The following is a 19,414-nucleotide window of genomic DNA, read 5'->3' as shown; positions in this document are numbered from 1 at the left end:
ACCAACAAGGCACATCCCTGCGGTTAGCGGAAACGTGTGCTGATCTGCTGCCCGCGGAGTACGAGATAGAGCACGATGGCCGCGACTGTGCCCAACGTGTCCATCAGCATGTCCTTCTGAGCGTCCCAGATGTCACCCTGGCTGCCGAGAAAGTCCGCTCCCGCTTCGGCGTTGCCTCCATACGCGGCGTATACCCATTCGATCAGCTCGTATGACATCGCGACGAAGCTGATCGCGAAGATGGCGAACACAGAAGCCATCGCCACGGTCATCCGCTTTTTGACAGTCAGGTATTCGGCGATGGCGAACGCGTAGAAGCCCACGCTGAAGTGGCCGATCCGGTCGTACATGTTCCGCTCGAACCCGAAGGCCCGGTTGAACCAGTCGAACGGCACCCGCTCGAATGTGTAATGCCCTCCAATCGTGTGCAAATACGGGAGGATCGACATCAGAATGTAGGCGACAGGGGAGAACCTCACCCCGCGCAAGTAGAGAACAACGAGGGTGAGCACGACCAGGACAACCGGGATGTTCTCCGCCCACCATACCGCACGGTCGTACGGACTGATTGCGCCCCAGATGAAAAGCAGCACGTAGGCGCCGAGCAGAATATGCGGAATGCGATCGCTGAATCCGATTTTCATTTGCGATTTCGGGAAGGAGGCGTGGTCCGTCCAACGCTCAGTCCTCCTGGGAGCACAGTACAACAATCTCGGCCGCGGCACTCGCCGACAAGTGCTCTCAGTCGCAACGTTTGTGGAGATGAGGCGGGCGCGTGGCCGGCACCGCGGGACTCGCGCTGCCGGCCATGTCGCCACCCACCCGGATCGCGCGCGCTCTGGCAACCTCGGTGCGCTCGCTCAGTCAGCTCGCGCAGGAAGCGGGATTCGCCGATCAGAGTCACATGACTCGACTCTTCGCGCGGTATTTCGGGATTACGCCGGCCGCGTACCGGGATGCGATGCGGACGGATGTCGATTGCCGTCGGGGTGCTCGCGCCGGCCGTGGGTCCGCTTAGGCTATAGACGTCCGTCCGGTTTCGCGATCGGCCCAGGGCACGGTGCGGTAAGTCACCCATCGTTGGTGGATCACAACGCGATCTCGTAGCTGCCCGATAGGCAAATGCGAGCAAGCTCACGCCTGGCGGACTGATCAGCGCAGGAGAACGTTGATAGCGGTGGGTAGTTCTTGAAGACCCTATTGCCAGTCTTGGCAATAGGCTTTCGTAGACCACCACTCATGCGCCCCTGGTCCTGTCCCTCCATTCCGGAGGTGCCAGAAGGTGCTGGTTATAGCGACGCCGCGGCAACGGCCCTACGGTCACAACCGTCAAGTCTACCCGCCGGTTCATCCGTGCCAGCAGCCGAATGAGTTTCTGCAGACTGAATCGCTCGAGCCGTCCGTGCTCGAGGTTCGACATGCGCGGTTCATCGACTCCAAGCATTCGCGCTGCGGCAAGCTGGTTCATCCGTCCAGTCTCCGCGAGGATCGACTGCCTCAGCTGCTCCTTCAGACCGGGGATCGGGTCATCGATCATTCATGATCATGTCACGTGAAGCCGAAACGGCGTCACCCTTCCTACGCCCGCATCGCCGCTCTGGCTTCCCACCTCGGAACGTCGACGCCCTTCACGAGCAGCCACACGGTCAGTCCCAGTCCGCCAAGCATCATGGGCAGAAGCAGGAAGCTCGATGCGTATGCCGGCGCGACGACCAGCGCGAAGTTCCGGGTGATGAACCCGAGACCAGCGATCACCAGCAGTGCACCCAAAGCCTTTGGAAGGCAGTCCGACCGATAGATCAGGTATCCGCGGATAACCTGGATGGCAGGTAGACCTCACCCAGGCTTGTCGCCTGCGAAGTAAATCTATCCTACTACTTCTCTGGCATTCCGGAGGAGTGATGGCTCGTAATGAGCCATTTCGAGCCGTCCCAGCGGTACGTGAAGGTATAGCGGGCGCTGACGGCCGCCCCCGTTTTGGCGAACGTGAATGTGTAAAGTCCGGAGTCCGTCGCCGTATTGCAGCCGATTTCCACGAAGCGCATGTCAATCCTGCCAGCGGGACGATTCTCCAGGAAATGATGGAAGTAGTCTTCCTTCTCCGCCGCGCTCCGGCGCGGCTTGTTGGACAGGGTAGGCAATAGAAGGGAGCGCTCCGCATAGTTCGCAACGACCGCGCGCTGATCGCCAGTCTGCAGCGACTGATTCCATCGGTCGAACAAGGAGGCGATCTCCTGTTCGGTCGCCACTTTGCATGTTTCTGTCCGTGCTGCCTGTGCGGTGGACTCAACGCTGCCCCTCGACGCGCAACCCCCGAAGAATGCGATTCCGGCAAGCGCTGCCGTGGCGATGGACTTCATTTCGACGCTCCCATTTTCGATGTCTGTTCGATTGAATAAGTCAGTCAGTCGCCGACCATCGCCAGCACCGCTGCCGGGGACAGCGCGCTCCCCGCCGCCACGAGGTCGTCGAGCTGCTGCTTCGGGATCGACGCGCGCAAGGCCTCGATCCGCTCCGAAACCCCCGGCGCCATCGGGTGCTCCACGACGACTCCGGCACGCTCCGACATGACCTGCGCAGCCGCCGCGATCTCGACTGCGCGCTCGGAATTCCCAGCCGCGGCCTCGGTCGCCGCTAGTCCGAGCAGCGCCTGGCCCGCTCCGCGCGGGCTGCCCACCTCGTCATACGTGCGCAATGCGCGCTCGAACATGCGCCGCGCCTTACCGAGGCTCGTCGCCGCGAGCGCGGCATAGCCCATCTCGCACTGCACGCGCGCGATCTCCGGCTTGTCGCCGATCATCTCGAATGCATCCTCCGCCTGCCGGTAAAGCTGAATCGCGGCGGGCAGGTCGCCCTTCGCGAAGGTCATCGACGCGAGGAAGCTGAGCGCCATTCCGCCGCCCTCGTAGTCGCCGATGCGGAGCTGAATGCGGCGCGCGGACTCGACCATCGCGATCCCGCCCTCGACATCGCCGCTCACGAACATGCGCATCCCGTTGACCGTCCGGGACAGTGAGTTCAGGAAATCGAACCCGCCACGCTCCGCTCCCAGAATTGCCTCCTCAAGCGGAGCGCATGCCTCGTCGAGGCGCCCCATGCCCAGATACAAGTAGCCGAGCCCGAGCTGCGCGAAGGTCACGATGGCGGCGTCGCCGATCGCGCGGCCATCCTCGAGCATCCCGGTCCACTCGGCGATTGCCTGGTCCATCTCCCCTGTGTTGGCCGAAACCATTCCGCCTGTGAACAAGGCGAGCGCGCGACCGCGGCTCGGCGCACGCCCGGAAGCAAGTGCGAGCAACGCATCGACCATGTCGCGCGCCACGAGGTGCAGTCCCACAATGTGCCAGTACCAACCGAGGTAACCGCAAAGCAGCAGACCGTGCTCGACCGCGTCCGGTGCACCAGCGCGGGCGCGTGCGAGGAGCCACTGCAGCGCCGCCAGCGTATTTGCATTCTCGGCGCGTCCGCGTTGCACCGCCTCGACCTGACCTCCGCCCTGGATCCCCGCGTCGACGCCGCGCGCGAACTCCAGAAAGAACATCGCGTGCGCGTCACGCATGGGATCCACTTCGCCGCCGGCATGGAGCTGCTCGGCCGCGAACGCGCGGATCGTCTCGAGTAGCGCGTACCGCTCTCCTCCTCCGATCACCCGCACGAGACCTTTCTCCACAAGCGACTCGAGCTGGTCCACCGCTCGCCACTGCTCATCGTCGGCGAAGCAGACCTGTTCGACGGCGTCGAGAGTCCATCCCTCGTGGAAGACAGAGAGGGAACGCAGCAGGCGCTGCTCCACTTCGTCGAGGAGCGAGTAGCTCCAGCTGATCGTCGCGCGGAGCGTGCGCTGGCGCACCGGGAGATCGCGATCGCCCGAAGAGAGGAGATCGAGCGCGTGATCCAGCCGCTGCAGTAGTACCACCGGCTCGAGGATTCGCACGCGCGCTGCCGCAAGCTCGAGCGCGAGGGGCAGGCCGTCGAGACTTCGACAGATGCCGACGATCGATGCGGCGTTTGCCGGCGACAATGCGAAGCCCGCCTTCACCTTCTCGGCACGCTGCACGAAGAGCGCGACCGACGGGCAGCGCATCAGCTCTTCGGTCTTAGTCGCGCCAGCCGAGGGAAGCTCGAGCGGCGGGAGCGGCAGCTCCACCTCGGCGCCGATCTTCAGAGGACGGCGGCTCGTCGCGATCACCTGGAGCCCGGGACAACGCGAGACGAGCGTTGCGATCTCGTCGGCCGCCTCGACGACCTGCTCCAGATTGTCGAGCACGAGGAGGACGCGGCCGTCACCGATCACCGTCGCAAGCGCATCGAGCGCCGAGCGGCCATGCGCCTCCGCGATCTCGAGCGTGGCCGAAACAGTCGGCATGACCTCGGCGGCGGAGGTGACCGACGCGAGCGAGACGAACGCCGCGCCGCCGGCGTACTCCGAATGCAGACGACGGAACAGCTCGATCGCGAGTCGCGTCTTGCCCGTGCCGCCAACGCCCGTCACGGTGAGGACGCGCGCGCCGTCGTGCACACGCTCAACCGCGGTGACGAGCACGGCTTCGCGGCCGAGCAACGCTGTCGCGGGCGTTGGGGGCGGCTTGCGAATCGCAGGAACTTGAGCCGTCGCGTCCGTGGACGTCATGCTGGCGCTGCCGGCCGAGCTCCGGATCGCCTTACGCCAGTCAGCGATGCTCGCGAAACGATCCGATGGATTCTTGGCGAGCGCGCGCTCGATTGCCGCGGTTACGTGCGGCGCGACGGCGGGGCGCACGGTGGTGAGCCGGGGCACCGGATCGATCATATGACGCGCCATGATCGCCATCGCATTCGGTCCGGTGAACGGCGGAGTGCCGGCCAGCATCTCGTAAAGCAGACAACCGACCGCGTACAGATCGCTGCGCCCATCCACCGCCTCGCCGCCTGACTGCTCGGGACTCATGTACTGCGGCGTTCCAATCGCCATGCCCGTCATCGTGAGCTTGTCCCCGGAGGCGTTGATGGCCTGCGCGATTCCGAAGTCGGCGACGACGGCGCGCCCGTCCTCGAGGAGGATGTTCTCGGGCTTGATGTCGCGGTGGATGACGCCGCGGCTGTGTGCGTAGTTCAGCGCGTCGGCAATCTCGTCGGCGATGCGGAGTGCGTCCTCCATGGGGAGCTGTGTCTCGCGCTCCATGCGGGCCCGCAGCGACTCGCCCTCGACGTACGGCATCACGTAGAAGAGGAAACCTCCTTGCTCGCCCGAGTCGTACAGCGGCAGGATGTTCGGGTGGCGCAGGTTCGCAGTGGTTGTGATCTCGCGCAGGAATCGCTCGGCGCCGAGTGCGGCGGAGAGCTCGGGGCGCAGGACCTTTATTGCGACCTTTCGCTGGTGCCTGAGATCCTCGGCGAGATAGACCGTCGCCATTCCGCCAGCGCCGAGCTCGCGGTCGAGCCGGTAGCGGTCAGCGAGGGCGGCGGACAACCGGGGGTCGCTCATGCCAAAAGCTGTGTGTGGCACAGGTGTCGCGCAATCAGCGCGCGCAGGGTGAGCCGACCGTCGTCAAGGCCGCGCCCACTTCTCCGCATTCACGCCATTCACGAGTAGCCAAAAGGCGAGGGATACCTCGGCGACAAGCGCCGGCATGAGAATCACTGGAAATAGCTTGCTCGAGAGCGCAGGCGAGAGTAACAGAGCGAAACTGTTGATGACGTAACAGACTCCGGCTATCTCCATGAGAACACCAATAATTCCCGGCATGTAGCCCGACCGGTAGATCAGGTAGCCGAGTATGACGCACTCGACGCCGAAGAAAATCAGCGCGATGCCGAATCCTGTAGTGTGCGACCGGACCGACAGCATCGCCATCGCGTTAACCTGGTCCGGCGTGAACGCACTCAGGTATGTGGCGCTGGCCAGTGGAAAAAGCGCCGACGCCAGGGAAACGGCTGCAACGCCTTCGATCGCGATGCACACGAGATTGAAAAAGACGGCCGCCAGTGCCAGCTCGCGGCTGACGGGGCGCAGCAGAATGTAAAAGATCACCGCCAGGGCAGTCGCGCATGCCAGGAGCACGACTTCTCCGGCGACCCCGAGACGCCAGAGCGACTCCATCGATCGCAGGTTGGCGGCCGTGGCTGCCGCATTCCCTGAGACGACGATGGTGCCCCTGACCACGGCCTCACCCACGGCGCCGGTGACGATGATGATGAGGTAGAGCACTCCACCGACCCTGGCCAAAACCCGGGCGCCCTTCGCATCGAGCTGATTCACCGTTGTCCCTTGTTGAGCTTGCCGTTAGAAACGATGCGGCCTGGCTTGGAGTTTCACTCCTGCCGGCCTTACGCTTCTCCACGCTCGACGCTATCTGCGAGGCGCTCGAGTGCCAGCCGGGTGAGCTACTCGAATTCGAGCAACTGAAATGACCTCGACCGCACTAAGCGTCGCCGAAGTGTCGTTCTGTCTTTGCCTGCTCATCGTCGGCGTCAATGTCGAGCGATGGAAGGCGCAGGCAGCGCTACAGCCCGCGTTCAGCGGCTAATTCTGGAAGGTGACAATCCTGCTGCCTTTACTCCTGCCTCTGCGCAGGCAGCATCGTCGTGCGCGGCTTCGCCGGAAACCCCAACCGCCCCCAGGAACTGTTTTCCGTCCCTGGAGAACACGGGAATGCCACCCGCAACTGTGACCACGTGCGGTGCATTGGCGAATCCCGGGGTTTCCTTTACTGAATTTGCCATTGCCGCCGTTGAAAAGCGCCAGTGAGCGCCAGCGGCACCTTTCTGCATTGCAAAGGCGCCGACGCCGGGGGAGTTTCCGTCCATTCTCAGATAGGCCACGAGGTGACCTCCGTCGTCGTAGACCGCAACTGCATGGCTTTGTCCCTTGGCCCGAGCGTGAGCTACGCAGCCTTCAACGATTTGAGAAGCGGCTTGCGCGGCAAGTCCGCCCTGCGCGCCCGCGCTCGACTGCGGGAGCATGACGAACGAAGTAAGCACTACGCTCGCAAACAAGAACCGATGCGTGCCCGGCATGGGATCCATCGTGTCCTCCGAAGATATGAGCTGACGTCTGCTAGGCGAGCAGGAATTCGTAATACACAAGTGGGTCGCTCTTGTACACAACATGGCCGCGCTCACGGAAGCCACACCTGGCGTAAAAGGGTCCTGCACCTGCCTCGGCGTCATAGGCATCCAGCCGAATGGCGTCGGCCGGCCATGCCCGTGCCACCGCGAGAGCGTCCTCGACAGCCAACTGCCCTAGCCCCTCGCCTTGATGCGCGACTGACACCGCCATGCCGGTGAGATACAGCGGCCGCTTTACCGGACTGAAGCAGGAAACGTCGATCGCCCACGGCTTCTTCGTCGCCAGTCGCAAAACCGTGAGAATCCGCTTGCCGGATCTCCCTACGCGAACTCGGGCGTGGCGCTGCGCGAGGGCCGCTCCGCGTTCCGTTACGAGCGACGACCAATGCCCTTCGCCGAAACGCGCTGTCAGCGCACCGGCTGCCGCGTTCTGAAGCGCAGCGATCAGTGGTACGTCTTTCAGCGCCGCATCCCGGAATGTCAGCCGCGTTTCATATTCACCAGTGACACCGCATGCCAGTAGACCATCTCTGCGTGCCGGCTGCGCGGGATGCCCGGAGTCGTGGCCGCGATCCTTTCAGCAGCGGAATACTCGTGCAGCGCCGACGCATGTTCGCCACGCTCCACTGCCAGGTCGCCGGCGTTCATATGGTTGTAAGCTCGGTGCACGGCCACGAGCCGGCGCAGCTCAGCGAGCGGCGACGCGACCAGCATGAGGCAGACGAGTGTCTTCACTTGCGCAACGCCTGCCTGATCTGTTCCAGATGATGCTCGTTGTGAGAGGCGATTTTGTCGAATTCATCCTTCAAGGTCCGCACGCCCGTTACGCTGTGCACGAACTCGAGGTGGCCCTTTTGCTCGTAGTGAAGGCCGGCGTAGTAGATGATTGCGTTCCGAATCGATTCGTAAATCCGTCGCGAGATGTCGAGAGGCCTCTCCGAGTAGTCGAGTCCCGCGGCCCAGGCATCCTGATCGAAGACCCAAATCACCTGACGAGGCTCGCTGAGGACTCGGGCAATTCGATCGTAAAGAACAGTCTCGCTATCAGACAGGTGGTGCAGGAGAAACCTGATGGACCACTTGCCCGGCGCGTACGTCAGCTCGAGATCGCGCTGCTCGAGGGAGAAACATTTCAGCGTCTCGTCTCTCGTCCTTTCCAGGTCTCGGATGAGAGCGAGTGCGCCGGTGTCAGTGTGTTCGATCATGGAGAGGGTGGTTTCGGTTTGTTACTCCCCCTCACTTGAACGCCCAGATTGTCCAGGCCCCCGAGTGTCCCCCACTCCGCCAGACACCGCTGACGGCAGCCCGCACAGCCTCCTCAAACATCGTTGCAAACCCCACGTTCGGCCTCAGACCGATGTCGGGGGAGCCCCACGAGCCCGAATACTCTGCCTCACTGCCGGAAACGTTGGCTCTCCAGAGGCCGCTCCACCGTGTCGGAGACTTTGATGCTGACCATCCGCCGCCGGCTACGATCCTGCCCTCTGCGTCGACGAGCCTCCACGTTCCGACGGCGCTTTCGTTCGCCCGATCCGGGATGACGGTCCACGTTCCTATAAGGGTAAGGCCGCGAGTGCTCGTAGCCTTCCAGATGTTCGGCTTCGAACTCTGCGTAGTGGCCGTCTGGCCTTGAAGCACGACCCCTTGCGCGCCCGCTCCGTTGATGGCAACGAAACACAGCAGATACAGCAGGAAAAATGGCTTTCGGGGCACGGCTAACCTCGACTTGACAATCAATATGTGCGCTAGGGGCGTGGCACCTTATAGTGCACTTCCGCGAATCCTGTTCCCACCGCTCTGACTGACAGCAGCCGAAGCGGTGGTGACGTGATCGCCCGTGGCAGCAGTGGCTTGCCGGCTCCCAGCGTTACGGAGCCGATCTGGACGAATAACTCGTCCAGCAAGCCCTGATCGTAGAACTGGCCTGCCAGGTCCCCGCCCGCCTGATGCCCGAAATCAGCGGAGTTTAACGCTGACGGGCGTAGTGCAAGCCCACTACCCCGGTTGGATATGGTGTCGCGGACGTCAATCCGAACGTCGCATGAACGCCATTCGGCAGCACACGCTTGCCGGTGCCTAGCGCCAGCGGGTACACGAGCAGATGCAGCTCGTCGACCAGATCGTTCGCAAGCAAGGCGTGAACAAGCTGGCTGCTGCCGTCGGTCAGGATATTCTTGCCGGGTTGCGCCTTCAGATCGCGCACCGACTCGATGACGTTGTCGCGGATGATCGTGGTGTTGCGCCAGATTGGCTTCTCGAGTGTCTTCGAAACGACGTACTTCTTCGGCGCATTCATGACATCCCCGAACGGGTCGCCGGGGGCCATAGGTTCGAACGCCTCGGCGTGCGTTACATAGGTGCGCCGTCCCAGGAGGAAGGCATCGGCATCCTTCATCAGCGCGAGGAAGCTCTTGCCAATGTCGTCATGCCAGTAGGGCAGCGTCCAGCCGCCGTGCTCGAACCCTCCATCTCGATCTTCATCTTTGCCACCCGGCGCCTGCATCACGCCATCGAGTGTCATGAACTCGGAAACAACCAGCTTTCTCATTAGAACCCTTCCTCGTTGATGACTTTTTTCAGTATTGCAGGAGCGCAGCCCGCGCTCTACCGCGCTGCAACGGTAGCGAAAAGCTCCCGCACACGGGGATCCTTGCGCAAAGCGTCATATGGAGCAGCCGAGAAATAATGCGCGAGCCAGAGGTCGTGACCGTTAACGGCCGCACGAAGTGTCTCAACCGCCTTTTCGTGCTCACCGACTGCCTCCAGCGCGGCCGCCACAATTCCTCGTTGCGGCTGTCCCTTGCCTCGTTGCGACTCGGCTTTCTTCAACAGAGATCTCGCTTCGTCCAGCCGCCCGGCGCGAGCCATCGCGTAGGCCGCGGTGCCCAGCTTCTCGAGATGACTCAGGCCTGGTACTTCGAGGATCGGAAGAAGCATCGAGACTGCTTCGTTCGCTTTGCCCTGTTCGACGAGGACCCTCGCAAGATCGACGATCCCGAGTTGAAAGCCGGGGTCGAGCTCAAGTACGCCTCGGCCGGATTTCATGGCGTCGTCATACCGCCGCATGTCGTACAACACCTGCGTAACCGCAGTATTTATCACCAGCGAGGCGGGCTCCAGCAACGGCCTTCGCGTCTCAACACGTTGAGTATCGTTGTGATTGTATTCCAATTGCGTGTCGTCGCTCGCTCTCCGAAAAGTCTGTCAATCGCACCCAGATAGCCGATTGCTTTCATTTGGCGTCGATACAATCCGAAGAGAAAACGATCTTCCGTCGTCAGTACTCTCACAACCCACTTGCCAGTTGCTGGAAGGCTGATGGGAGTTGTGGGCGGGCGCCGGGGTCGACTAGGGAAAACGCTCACGAAACGAACGATGTCGGAGCGAATCGGCACATCCGCGAACGGATTCTTTGAAGCTGCGCTGATGAGATCGCGCCCTTCGCAGATTGTGACTTCGGCCTCAAATGGCAGTCTGCGGCGTAAATCAGCGCGAAGCCTCGCATGGCTCGTCCGCTTGCGAATCACGAATGTTCCGGCCGCACCAATATTGACGACGTCATAGTGCTTCAATTGTTCGGCGAGAAGGCTTGGCCGAAAAGTCCTGTTTCCGCCGACGTTGCCTCTGAGGAAAACCACCAGCGCCATTGGACCTCGTCAGTCGTAGCTTTTGTCACTGTCTGTCGCCGACGCAGCGAAGAACTCAACTGGAGCGAAAGCTACGCCCCTCTGCCTTCAAAGCTGCCTTGAGGATGCCGAGTGCCTTCGGACAATGCTCTGTCATGCCTTAGTCAGCGGCTGCGACGCTTTCACGATGACGGTCCATGCAGCAGTGTATAGTATGCGGACCTCCATAAATACCCTGGTCGCCGTGACGCTGGCCACCGTCATCCCGCTCTCGGCGCAGGCTCAGATCAGGCGGCCCGTGGTCGCCGTTTTCGCTCACCCCGATGACGAACGCATCATCGGGCCGCTGTTGTCGCGGCTTGCGAGGGAAGGACGCGAGACCCACCTCGTGATCGCCACCGACGGCTCGAAGGGCGTTCGCGATTTCGCCAGAATGCCTGCGGGAGCGGAGCTGGCCGCCGCACGCACGACGCAGATCGTGCAAAGCGACGCGCGCTACGCGAACGTGGATCTTCTCTATGCATCACTTCCGACGGAGCGCCTCCGCACCGCAGCGCGCGCAAACCCCACCGTGAACGGCATGGCGGAGGCGCTGCTGACCGTGCGGGTGCCCTTCGAGGAACGGGACCTCGCGGCTGGACGAGAGGAGTTCGCGTGTCATCGCACGCAGTACACGCCGACGGAGATGGCCGCCGTGAACGCGTATCTGGCGCACGCGTGGAACGGCAACGTGTGGCTGCGTCCCTGGAACGGGACGCTGCGCGATCCCGAAATCTTCAGATAGTTCCGGAGGTCATTTGGGCGCCGTTGACGAAGTCGGGCCGCGAGATCGGCTCGTTCATGCCTGGTCGATCGTCGCCGGCCGCGCCCACCAGAGTCCTCCCCTATTTCTGCCGCACCAGCACCAGCGCCGTCGCGTTCGGGGTCCCCGACGGCCCCACAAGCTGTCCTCCGATCATCGTCCGAATGTCGGTGCCGGTGTTCGAGAGCCACAGCGTGTCGCCACTGACGCGGAAGTTATACTTGTCGGATCCGCCCGACATATAGTTCGGGTCCCGCGCAACGACCGGGTGAATTGTGAGCGTAGAGTCAGCAACTTCGTACGTCCCGGTGTTGGCGATAAAAGAATCGTACGCCGCGAGTTTCTCAGCGTCCGTTTTACTGTCCGTCGCGGACAGGGTGCGCGGCTGATTGCCCGTCGCGCGCATCATGCTGTAGTGCTTGTCGCCAAAGAGATAGAGACTCGGCTGCACCGTCGTGTTGGCTGCGGAGTCTGGGCCCGTCACGCGGATACTGGCGACGCTCCACGCGCCTTCGAGGGGTGACTCAGGGGCCTCCGCCCGTTCGCATGCAATGAACAAGGTTGTCGCGAGAGCTGCGAGGGCGATTGGGGCCGTAGTGTGTACGTTCATGAGGCTCGCTCCACCGTTAAGGGAAACGACACGAAAACTCCAATAAGGCGCGTCTGGAGGGAATTGCAAGAGCGCGTGCTCGCTATTCGCTGGTCATCGTGAGCCGCTTCGTTGAACGAATCAGAAATGCTTCACTTCGATATGCTTCTCTGTCATTCAATGGCGACCGTTGCAGGCCTAGGTGGGCAGGCGGTCGCGGGTTTGCATCAGCAGCTCGATCGCATCCGCCAGGTGCTCCTCGGTAATGTGATGGTCGCCACGCTCGCCGCGTAGGCGGTGGGCCTGCATCAGCACGTCGGCATCCCGGAATCCCTCGGGCGTCTGGAACTTGTAGCAGGCAAGCTCGACCGTCAGTCCATTGGGATCCTTCAGATAGATCGAGTCCATGAAACCGCGGTCACGCTCATAAAACGAGATGCCACGATCGGTGAGACGGGCGGCGGCTTCCTTGAACGTCGCCTGTGAGACGTTGAACGCGATGTGGTCCACAGAACCGATCTCGCGTGGAGCGGCGCGCCCCGCATCCTGCCTGGTCTCATTGGTAAAGACCGTGAGCAATCGCCCGTCGCCCGGGTCGAAGTAGAGGTGGTTCTCGTCAGGGTTCCCGAGGTTGGGCTGTTCCATGACGAAAGGCATTCCCAGCGCGCCCTGCCAGAAATCCACCGCGCTCTGCTTGGTCGAGCCCACGATGGTGATGTGGTGCAAGCCCTGAATCTGGATCTTCTTCACGCTCCACTCCTCAATGAAATCGATTTGTAATCGACTGGAAAAGCTGTGGTTACCGTCGACAGGACGCAATCATACGCATGGTGCGTCGATACATATTTCCTGACGACCAGCGCTGTCCGACGTGAAACGACTGCCCTACCAATGAAACGAATCGTCATTGCAGTTCTGCTCCTCGCCGGCTGCGAGACCAATGAGCCTTCCGAGCGCTACGGGTTTGTCGCACTGCTTGGACGCGACACAGTCTCCGTAGAGAGCGTGACGCGTCGCGGCACACAACATCCGTGGAGAAGTTTACGATCTCCATTCGTCCGGTTGACGCCCGGCGCGGCACACTGGTAATGGAGTGGGGGCCGCTCCGGTGGACGGCCCCGATTGAGGTTCCCTAAACCCTCACCCGGCGCTTGTGCGTTGGCGGGTCATGGCTTGATCACCAGGCTTCCTTCGTTCGAGACAAGCGAGCTCGAGCCATCGGTAAGCACGGAGCCGCGAATTCCATAGACACCAGCGGCGGCGGGCCTGCCGCTTTTGGTTCTCTGATCCCATTCGTGGCTCAGCTCCAGCGTTTCACCCGGACCCAGGGTCTTGATCTGGATGATTGCCAGAACTGTCTCACCCTCGAGGCGGCGCCAGAGCTCGGCGCCGGCCGAGTCGGTGATCGTGATGTCAAAGGCAATGTCGCGGCCGCGCAGATAGAGATCGAGCGGTGCCGATGTCGTGTTCGAGACGCGGATCATTATCGGTACCCTCGCGCCCCGCGCGACTGTATCCGGAACAACGAGACTCACCCTGGCACCGACTACCGGATCTGGCACTTGAGCAACGGCCTCTACTGGATGACTGATTGAGTCGACCGCCTCGGAATCCCCACCTGTCTCGCACCCGGATGGAATGAGCGCCAGGAGACCAACCTGTATTGCACGGAAAAGCAAAACCGCGGGCAAGGACATTTCACCTTACCCGCGGTCCTGGAAATACTTTGCAGCTGTGTCAGCTATCTCGTTGCGGCAAGGCTGCCAAGCTCTTTCTGAATGGAGGCGAGTGGGCTCATCACGTAGTAGCCCGTGCCGCCACCCCAGAGAATTCCGACGAGCTGAACGTTGTCGCCGCTCGTGATTGCGAACACCGGCGAGCCGCTGTCGCCGCCCGCGACATTCGCGTCGACAAAGGTCTGACAGAACTGGTGAACCTGCGACCCCGAAACGTTCGTGTTGACACATGTGCGCGACACGGGGCCCTGCGACCAGCCAGTGGTGCGACCTACTTTATTGAGCACTGTACCAATCTTGAAGCTCGTCGTCGAGTTGTCCTGGCTCGTCACAGCGAACAGCCCGCCGACCGTAAGACTGCCGTTGTTCGCGCCGGTGGTCTTGAGAATGTCACCCCGGTTCGAAGCGGTGGCGATCTGATACAGCGCGCGTGATGCGTCGCTCCAGCGACACTTCTTTCCCCTCGGACAGCCGTCGCCCTTCTTGTAGATCGGGTCATCTGCTTCGGTTGCGATGGAGATGTTGTCAACCGAGCTCACCGGCTGGTAGTAGATTGTTCCCTCGGTGCCGCCCTGCGTGTTCGTGCAGTGCGAGTTGGTTATGAACGACCGCCCGCCGCTATGGTCTACATTGAACCCCATCGTGCAGACGTACAGCCCGAAGTGAATCTGAATTCCGGCCTGCGTCGGGCGGAATCTGTCGCGCAGGGTCGGGTCCGCCATGTGGCGTATTGGCTCGGTCACCTCTACGACGTAGTCACCGCTCGACGCGCCGACGGCTGCCAGCGCGCGCTGGATGCCGGGAATCGCGTTCGCATTCTCGACCCCAAACACCATCTTGCCGATCCTCTCGTCGTTGTCGGCGAAGACTGTGCCTCCAATCGCCATGACCGCTGGGGATGCCCTCTCGAACAACTCGCCGAGGCGGTCTGCAGCGACGCCGCCGCGCGATAGCGCGACGCTGCCCGGCGGCTCGACCGAAGTGGGTGTGTCGGCGCACGCGGCAAGCAGCAGGGCCGAGGACAATACGACGAAACGGGACACGGGGGCTGTGAGACTCATGAGCACCTCAGCGCGCTAATAGCGCGGCTATAAGGGATTCGCTTTGGCCACTTCGCAGGCGACACCTGTCGCGCCTAAAGCAACCTAAACATCTGGTAAGTGGCTCACGCTGTCAAGGCGCCCAGCTGTCCACGCTCGAATTCAGGCAGTATCGGTCGTCGTTACGTGTTCAGGCGGCCACGTAAGGCGAATTAGTTCACTCGTTCGCTGATCGCGGCCCGCTTGCCATCACCGCGCATGCCGACGTCGATATGGGACGAGGCGCGAACGACTCGCGTATTCAGCGTGGCGACCGCCGCCAGATGAGCACTATACCGATCGCGCTGAACAGACCAAATGCGCAGCACACCACGAGCAGGGCTGGACCGAACGTGACGCCCAAAAGAAGTGCGCACAGTACCCCACAGAGCGACGCAGCGATGAAGGCGGCCAGTACCTGCAGAGCGAGCGATCGCTGCGTCCACGAGCGCGGTGATGCGATGACAACGGCTCCGAGTGTCGACGCGATGGCAGTCCACAGGTAGCGCATGTCGCTTCGCGTCTCCGCGAATCGGATCACGCCGAAAGCGAACGGAACGGCGGCAAGCAGTAGCCCGACGATCCTGAACGAAAGCCTTCGCTGTGGTTGATCGAAACTCATGCTATCGAAGTCCGTCTACTGGCCATCCATGACACCGGAGGCCCGGTCTCGCGTGGACTCCCACGTTCGCAACGCGTTGGTTCCGCAACTCGACGTTGTCACGAGGCAACAGTGAACCGGTACGCCCACAAGAAGGCGACGATCCCGGAGTAAAGCCATACAGCCCGGAATGCCCGTCTGGGCGCGAGGCGACGGTCCGCTTCGGCAATCGCCGCCCGCGGGTAGCCGCGGAGAAATAGCAGGTATGCTGCGTACGCGATGATGATGCCGGCGATGACGTCTACGACGTAGTGCTGCTTGGTGTACAGCGTGGACACCCCGATGATCGCCGCCCAAAAGAGCGCGACTATGCCGACACCCCGATGCACGCGATAGCACGTCAGGGCGGCGACGAAGGCCCACGCTACATGAAGCGAGGGGAAGCAGTTGTACGGCGGGTCGAGCGAGTAAACGACCTCCAGACTCGTCGCGAAGAAGCCTTCCCCTACTGTCTCCGCGCGAGGCAGAACCGTGGGATAAGCGAGGAAACCGACATACGCGGCACCAAAGACGGTCAGAAACGCGAGCATGGCACGTCGCGTTAACGCGGGCTGGCGAACGACGAATACCGGGAGAAACGCGAAGATCCAGACCGAGCCGTAGGCCAGCATCCAGACCGGGTCCACCGGTATTGCGCGGTCCAGCGCAAGCTCGGGCATGAACGCGGTCCGCCCGCGGTTGATCGCGACGATGACGTGGTAGCCCGGCATAATCAGGGCAAGCGCGAGCGCGGGACCGGTGTGGGGATAGGGCTGACGCAGTCGTTCCGCGATACTCTGCGATTGAAAGATTATCGGCTTCGACGTCATCCAAGTTCCCCGGGCATGGCCATAGTCCTTACAGGAGCCAAATACTCAGCGTGATATCGACTAGCGACATGGGGTGGATGTCACTAGCCACAATTGCAACAAAGCGGATTCGCGCGCGTATTGTTCGCCTAGTTAACAGTCAGTCTGATGAATCGGCGCCGCTCTGGCGCGCCCGTCTGATTTCCGAGCTCAACGCCGCCGACGAGCGCGCGACAGCACTCGTGAAGCCTCTCTCTCCTGAACAGCTCAACTGGAAGCCGCGACCAGGATAGCGCGAGCCGTAGGCACCCGGAGCCGACCGAGCGTCGGGCCAGGATCGTAGAAGTACAGACGTCGGATGAATCCCCAGTACAAATCGCCTGCCTGGGGACCGTCTGACTATCCGACGGTTATTACCACTTTTCCCTTATGCTGTCCGGCTCCGAAGTGCCGGAATGCTTCAGGAACCTGACTGAGCTCGTACGACCCGTCTATCACCGGTACAACAGCCCCCGACTCGAAAAGCTCATTCATATAGGCGAGACCCTTGTTCGGTTTCAGCGCCAGGATTCGTATGCGCTTGTCTGATGTCATCGCGAACCACGGCCAACATAGGAGACCCTGAACAAGACGACCCATTGAGCCTCCGACCGTGACGTACACTCCATTGGGATTCAACGCGCGTGCGCAATCGAATATCGATCGAGTTGTCTTTACATCGAGAATCAGGTCGTAACGCCGATCACTCCTGGTGAAGTCTTCCTGTTTGTAATCGATGACATGCTTCGCGCCCATCAAACGCAGCATGTCCAGCTTCGATGCGCTGTCGACCGCAGTGATTTCAGCGTCGTACAGCTTTGCAATCTGGATTGCAAAAGTGCCTACACCTCCGCCTGCTCCGTTGATCAAAAGCGTTTGCCCTGACTGGATTCGCCCGATGTCGCGAAGCGCCTGAAGGGCGAGCATGGCGGCTTGAGGTATTGCCGCTGCCTGTTCGAATGTCATGCCGGGCGGTTTCACCACCAATGCATTCTCACGCGCGCAAACATACTCGGCGAAGCCGCCCCACTCTCCGCTCAGGTCCCCGTACACTTCGTCACCGGGTCGAAACTGCTGAACATTCCTGCCGACAGCCTCGATTCGCCCCGCTATGTCGGAGCCGAGTATCTGCTTCTCCGGCTTTGGACGCCGAAGCCCGAATATGACGCGATTTACAATGTCGGTACCGCCGAGCGCGCCGTAGTCCCAATCATTCAGGGATACTGCATGAACTCGTATCAGGACTTCATCGTTCTTGGGAGTCGGTTTTTCTACCTCTGTCAGCTCGAGGACATCGGGTGATCCGTATCTCGTGAAGACGACGGCTTTCATTGGCGCATCGCGGCTGCCACCATCCTGATCCGATTCGCCATGGAAGTCAGGCGCTCACTTCGGGCTCGCCGCTTTTTGTCCGACTACATGCCCTGCTTCGTCGAGAGCCTCAGTCGCGTTCGGGATTGCGGAGCGAATCACATCAGCGCGGGCAATTGCTATTTCGCCGACATTCGGTGGGTAGCGCGAGAAGAATTCAGCCAGAAAACCTTTCTTTGCTTTTTCCATTGAGACCGGTGACGAATACTCGATGTGGCCACGGCGGAATTACCTTTGTCAATGGGATGAGCGCAATCGCCGCGTGACGCTACCGTCATTGCCCTGCCACCCCTGCCCGCACGGGGCGTCGTGCTGCGCGTACGGTACGACGCTCTCGGATGAAGAGGCGGCCGCAATCGAGGCCAGTCACGGGCCGGGCTTCGTCTACAAAACGCACTGGGGTGAATGGCGGACTCGCGTCAAGAGCAAGCGGTGCGTGCTTTACCGCAACGGAGGCTGCACCATTCACGACCAGCCGTACTACCCGTCCACGTGTCGCGGCTTCCCGTGGATCGACGCTGAGACTGGCGGACGATATGAGTACGAAGTGACGATCTGCGGCGCGTTCGAGGCACGTCCGGAGCTGATCGCGATTCAGCGCGCAATTCCACGCGTGCGCTGAAAACGAGACTCGATCAACGGCGCCGCAGACCTCATTCGATAATCCGATCTGCGCGCTTCAGCAACGCGTCTGGAATGATTACTTCGAGCTCGCGGGCGAGCTTCCGGTTGACAACGAATTCACGTCGAGTAATCACCGCGAACGGCATGTCCGCGGGCTTGGCGCCCTTGAGAATCCTGTCGATGTACTCTGCCATGTGCGGATAGTTATCAACGAAGCTCGTGCCATACGACATCATGCCACCTGCGTTCGACGCGCCGCCCCAGAACATTGTCGGAATGCGACGCTCCGCTGCGAGCTGCGCTATCCGGTCGCGATGAGTGAAAGGGACGGGAACTTCGAGCACTACCAGCACCTCCGCTTTCTCTGCGACCATTGCGTCGAAGGCTTTGACGAAATCCGGTTCAGGGCCACGCAGCTTCAGCATCTGAGGCGTGATGCCCATCGCTCTCGCGGCCGCTACGTTGGAGCGCTCGATTGGTACCAGGCCGCTGGAGTCAGCGCCTGGGATATCCGCGTCGCTGAGGAACGCGACACGCGCAAGGCTCGGAAACACTTCCCTGAGAATTCGCAATTGTCGAGTGGCGAGCTCAGGGTCATGGTTGGTGGCTCCGGTGACGTTTCCTCCGGGACGCGCGAGCGTGGCCGCGAAGCCAAGAGCGACGGGGTCAGCGACCAGGGCGGCGACAATCGGGATCGTAATGGTCGCTCCTCTAGCGGCGCGTGTTGGCGGACCACCATAAGCTGCGATGACATCGACGCCCATGGCCACGAGCTCGGTGGCAAAGCCCGGAAGCCGGTCAAGCTTTCCTTCGGCGAAACGGGCTTCAATTACGATGTCGGTGCCCTCCACATAGCCAAGCCGCACGAGTCCCTTCTGGAGTTGTTCGATGTCATCCAGGTTCGGCCCTCTGTTGAACAGTGCGCCGACCCGATAGACCTTCGCGGCTTGCCGCGCCTGAGAGGCACAGCCGGTCAACGCAATCGCAAACGCGAACAATGCCGCCATGGCAAATGGCCTCGTGGTCATGGTGCTCCTCTCACGATGATTGTC

26 protein-coding genes are annotated in these 19,414 nt (G+C 61.6%); 4 read left to right on the top strand and 22 right to left on the bottom strand.

Annotated features, from left to right (window positions below; translation table 11 throughout):
• Positions 1-23 precede the first annotated feature (23 nt).
• Positions 24-644, bottom strand: a complete 621-nt coding sequence (locus VES88_10360; protein ID HYN81893.1) for a DUF2238 domain-containing protein — start codon at positions 642-644, stop codon at positions 24-26.
• Between the two features lie 131 nt (positions 645-775).
• Between VES88_10360 and VES88_10355 the strand changes: the two genes are divergently transcribed.
• On the top strand, positions 776-1,018 hold the full coding sequence (locus VES88_10355; GenBank protein HYN81892.1) for a helix-turn-helix domain-containing protein: 243 nt from the start codon (positions 776-778) through the stop codon (positions 1,016-1,018).
• Positions 1,019-1,237: 219 nt separating this feature from the next.
• On the opposite strand, the gene VES88_10350 is transcribed toward VES88_10355, so the two are convergent.
• The 12 genes from VES88_10350 to VES88_10295 all read right to left on the bottom strand — a co-directional run bounded on the left by VES88_10350 (position 1,238) and on the right by VES88_10295 (position 10,149).
• Positions 1,238-1,537 carry an XRE family transcriptional regulator gene (locus tag VES88_10350; GenBank protein ID HYN81891.1) on the bottom strand — a complete coding sequence of 100 codons (300 nt, stop codon included), beginning with the start codon at positions 1,535-1,537 and terminating at the stop codon, positions 1,238-1,240.
• 41 nt (positions 1,538-1,578) lie between these two features.
• Positions 1,579-1,815, bottom strand: a complete 237-nt coding sequence (locus VES88_10345) for a DUF4386 family protein (protein ID HYN81890.1) — start codon at positions 1,813-1,815, stop codon at positions 1,579-1,581.
• Between the two features lie 59 nt (positions 1,816-1,874).
• Positions 1,875-2,360, bottom strand: coding sequence for a nuclear transport factor 2 family protein (locus tag VES88_10340; protein HYN81889.1), 486 nt, complete (start codon positions 2,358-2,360; stop codon positions 1,875-1,877).
• A 44-nt stretch (positions 2,361-2,404) separates the two neighbouring features.
• Positions 2,405-5,464 carry a protein kinase gene (locus VES88_10335; protein ID HYN81888.1) on the bottom strand — a complete coding sequence of 1,020 codons (3,060 nt, stop codon included), beginning with the start codon at positions 5,462-5,464 and terminating at the stop codon, positions 2,405-2,407.
• Positions 5,465-5,527: 63 nt separating this feature from the next.
• Positions 5,528-6,238 (bottom strand): DUF4386 domain-containing protein, encoded by a 711-nt coding sequence (locus VES88_10330; protein HYN81887.1) that lies wholly within the window; start codon positions 6,236-6,238, stop codon positions 5,528-5,530.
• Between the two features lie 257 nt (positions 6,239-6,495).
• Positions 6,496-7,005 (bottom strand): heme-binding protein, encoded by a 510-nt coding sequence (locus VES88_10325; protein HYN81886.1) that lies wholly within the window; start codon positions 7,003-7,005, stop codon positions 6,496-6,498.
• A gap of 31 nt (positions 7,006-7,036) precedes the next feature.
• Positions 7,037-7,339, bottom strand: coding sequence for a GNAT family N-acetyltransferase (locus VES88_10320; protein HYN81885.1), 303 nt, complete (start codon positions 7,337-7,339; stop codon positions 7,037-7,039).
• A 188-nt stretch (positions 7,340-7,527) separates the two neighbouring features.
• Positions 7,528-7,782: a hypothetical protein gene (locus tag VES88_10315; protein ID HYN81884.1), complete on the bottom strand. Its 255-nt coding sequence runs from the start codon at positions 7,780-7,782 to the stop codon at positions 7,528-7,530.
• Entirely contained in the window at positions 7,779-8,252 is a 474-nt protein-coding gene (locus VES88_10310) for a DinB family protein (GenBank protein HYN81883.1), read from the bottom strand. Before VES88_10310 ends, VES88_10315 begins: the two co-directional genes overlap by 4 nt.
• Before the next feature lie 31 nt (positions 8,253-8,283).
• A complete protein-coding gene (locus tag VES88_10305; GenBank protein ID HYN81882.1) occupies positions 8,284-8,760 on the bottom strand; it encodes a hypothetical protein in 477 nt (158 codons plus the stop codon).
• A gap of 253 nt (positions 8,761-9,013) precedes the next feature.
• The gene (locus VES88_10300) at positions 9,014-9,595 is read right to left on the bottom strand and encodes a dihydrofolate reductase family protein (GenBank protein HYN81881.1); all 582 of its coding nucleotides are present in this window, start codon (positions 9,593-9,595) and stop codon (positions 9,014-9,016) included.
• A 56-nt stretch (positions 9,596-9,651) separates the two neighbouring features.
• The gene (locus tag VES88_10295; GenBank protein HYN81880.1) at positions 9,652-10,149 is read right to left on the bottom strand and encodes a hypothetical protein; all 498 of its coding nucleotides are present in this window, start codon (positions 10,147-10,149) and stop codon (positions 9,652-9,654) included.
• Positions 10,150-10,887: 738 nt separating this feature from the next.
• On the opposite strand from VES88_10295, the gene VES88_10290 reads away from it, so the two are divergent.
• Positions 10,888-11,457, top strand: coding sequence for a PIG-L family deacetylase (locus VES88_10290; protein HYN81879.1), 570 nt, complete (start codon positions 10,888-10,890; stop codon positions 11,455-11,457).
• Between the two features lie 100 nt (positions 11,458-11,557).
• On the opposite strand, the gene VES88_10285 is transcribed toward VES88_10290, so the two are convergent.
• Positions 11,558-12,085: a lipocalin-like domain-containing protein gene (locus VES88_10285; protein HYN81878.1), complete on the bottom strand. Its 528-nt coding sequence runs from the start codon at positions 12,083-12,085 to the stop codon at positions 11,558-11,560.
• Positions 12,086-12,262: 177 nt separating this feature from the next.
• The gene (locus VES88_10280; GenBank protein ID HYN81877.1) at positions 12,263-12,814 is read right to left on the bottom strand and encodes a VOC family protein; all 552 of its coding nucleotides are present in this window, start codon (positions 12,812-12,814) and stop codon (positions 12,263-12,265) included.
• A 141-nt stretch (positions 12,815-12,955) separates the two neighbouring features.
• Here VES88_10280 and VES88_10275 point away from each other — a divergent pair, with 141 nt between their 5' ends.
• The gene (locus tag VES88_10275; GenBank protein HYN81876.1) at positions 12,956-13,153 is read left to right on the top strand and encodes a hypothetical protein; all 198 of its coding nucleotides are present in this window, start codon (positions 12,956-12,958) and stop codon (positions 13,151-13,153) included.
• Between the two features lie 77 nt (positions 13,154-13,230).
• Here the strand turns inward: VES88_10275 and VES88_10270 are convergent, their stop codons facing one another.
• The 6 genes from VES88_10270 to VES88_10245 all read right to left on the bottom strand — a co-directional run bounded on the left by VES88_10270 (position 13,231) and on the right by VES88_10245 (position 17,927).
• Positions 13,231-13,761 carry a BsuPI-related putative proteinase inhibitor gene (locus VES88_10270; protein ID HYN81875.1) on the bottom strand — a complete coding sequence of 177 codons (531 nt, stop codon included), beginning with the start codon at positions 13,759-13,761 and terminating at the stop codon, positions 13,231-13,233.
• 44 nt (positions 13,762-13,805) lie between these two features.
• Positions 13,806-14,861 carry a hypothetical protein gene (locus VES88_10265; protein HYN81874.1) on the bottom strand — a complete coding sequence of 352 codons (1,056 nt, stop codon included), beginning with the start codon at positions 14,859-14,861 and terminating at the stop codon, positions 13,806-13,808.
• Between the two features lie 280 nt (positions 14,862-15,141).
• Positions 15,142-15,501: a hypothetical protein gene (locus tag VES88_10260; protein HYN81873.1), complete on the bottom strand. Its 360-nt coding sequence runs from the start codon at positions 15,499-15,501 to the stop codon at positions 15,142-15,144.
• Positions 15,502-15,599: 98 nt separating this feature from the next.
• Entirely contained in the window at positions 15,600-16,349 is a 750-nt protein-coding gene (locus tag VES88_10255; protein ID HYN81872.1) for a phosphatase PAP2 family protein, read from the bottom strand.
• Between the two features lie 378 nt (positions 16,350-16,727).
• The gene (locus VES88_10250) at positions 16,728-17,699 is read right to left on the bottom strand and encodes an NAD(P)-dependent alcohol dehydrogenase (protein ID HYN81871.1); all 972 of its coding nucleotides are present in this window, start codon (positions 17,697-17,699) and stop codon (positions 16,728-16,730) included.
• A 54-nt stretch (positions 17,700-17,753) separates the two neighbouring features.
• Positions 17,754-17,927 (bottom strand): hypothetical protein, encoded by a 174-nt coding sequence (locus tag VES88_10245; GenBank protein HYN81870.1) that lies wholly within the window; start codon positions 17,925-17,927, stop codon positions 17,754-17,756.
• A gap of 73 nt (positions 17,928-18,000) precedes the next feature.
• Between VES88_10245 and VES88_10240 the strand changes: the two genes are divergently transcribed.
• Positions 18,001-18,360: a YkgJ family cysteine cluster protein gene (locus tag VES88_10240; protein HYN81869.1), complete on the top strand. Its 360-nt coding sequence runs from the start codon at positions 18,001-18,003 to the stop codon at positions 18,358-18,360.
• A gap of 31 nt (positions 18,361-18,391) precedes the next feature.
• Here the strand turns inward: VES88_10240 and VES88_10235 are convergent, their stop codons facing one another.
• The gene (locus VES88_10235; protein HYN81868.1) at positions 18,392-19,390 is read right to left on the bottom strand and encodes an ABC transporter substrate-binding protein; all 999 of its coding nucleotides are present in this window, start codon (positions 19,388-19,390) and stop codon (positions 18,392-18,394) included.
• Between the last annotated feature and the right edge of the window lie 24 nt (positions 19,391-19,414).

It is taken from the genome of Gemmatimonadaceae bacterium (assembly GCA_035633115.1).
GTDB lineage: Bacteria > Gemmatimonadota > Gemmatimonadetes > Gemmatimonadales > Gemmatimonadaceae > UBA4720.
Note: the sequence above shows the minus strand (reverse complement) of the source record. Positions and strands in the feature narration are given on the sequence as shown.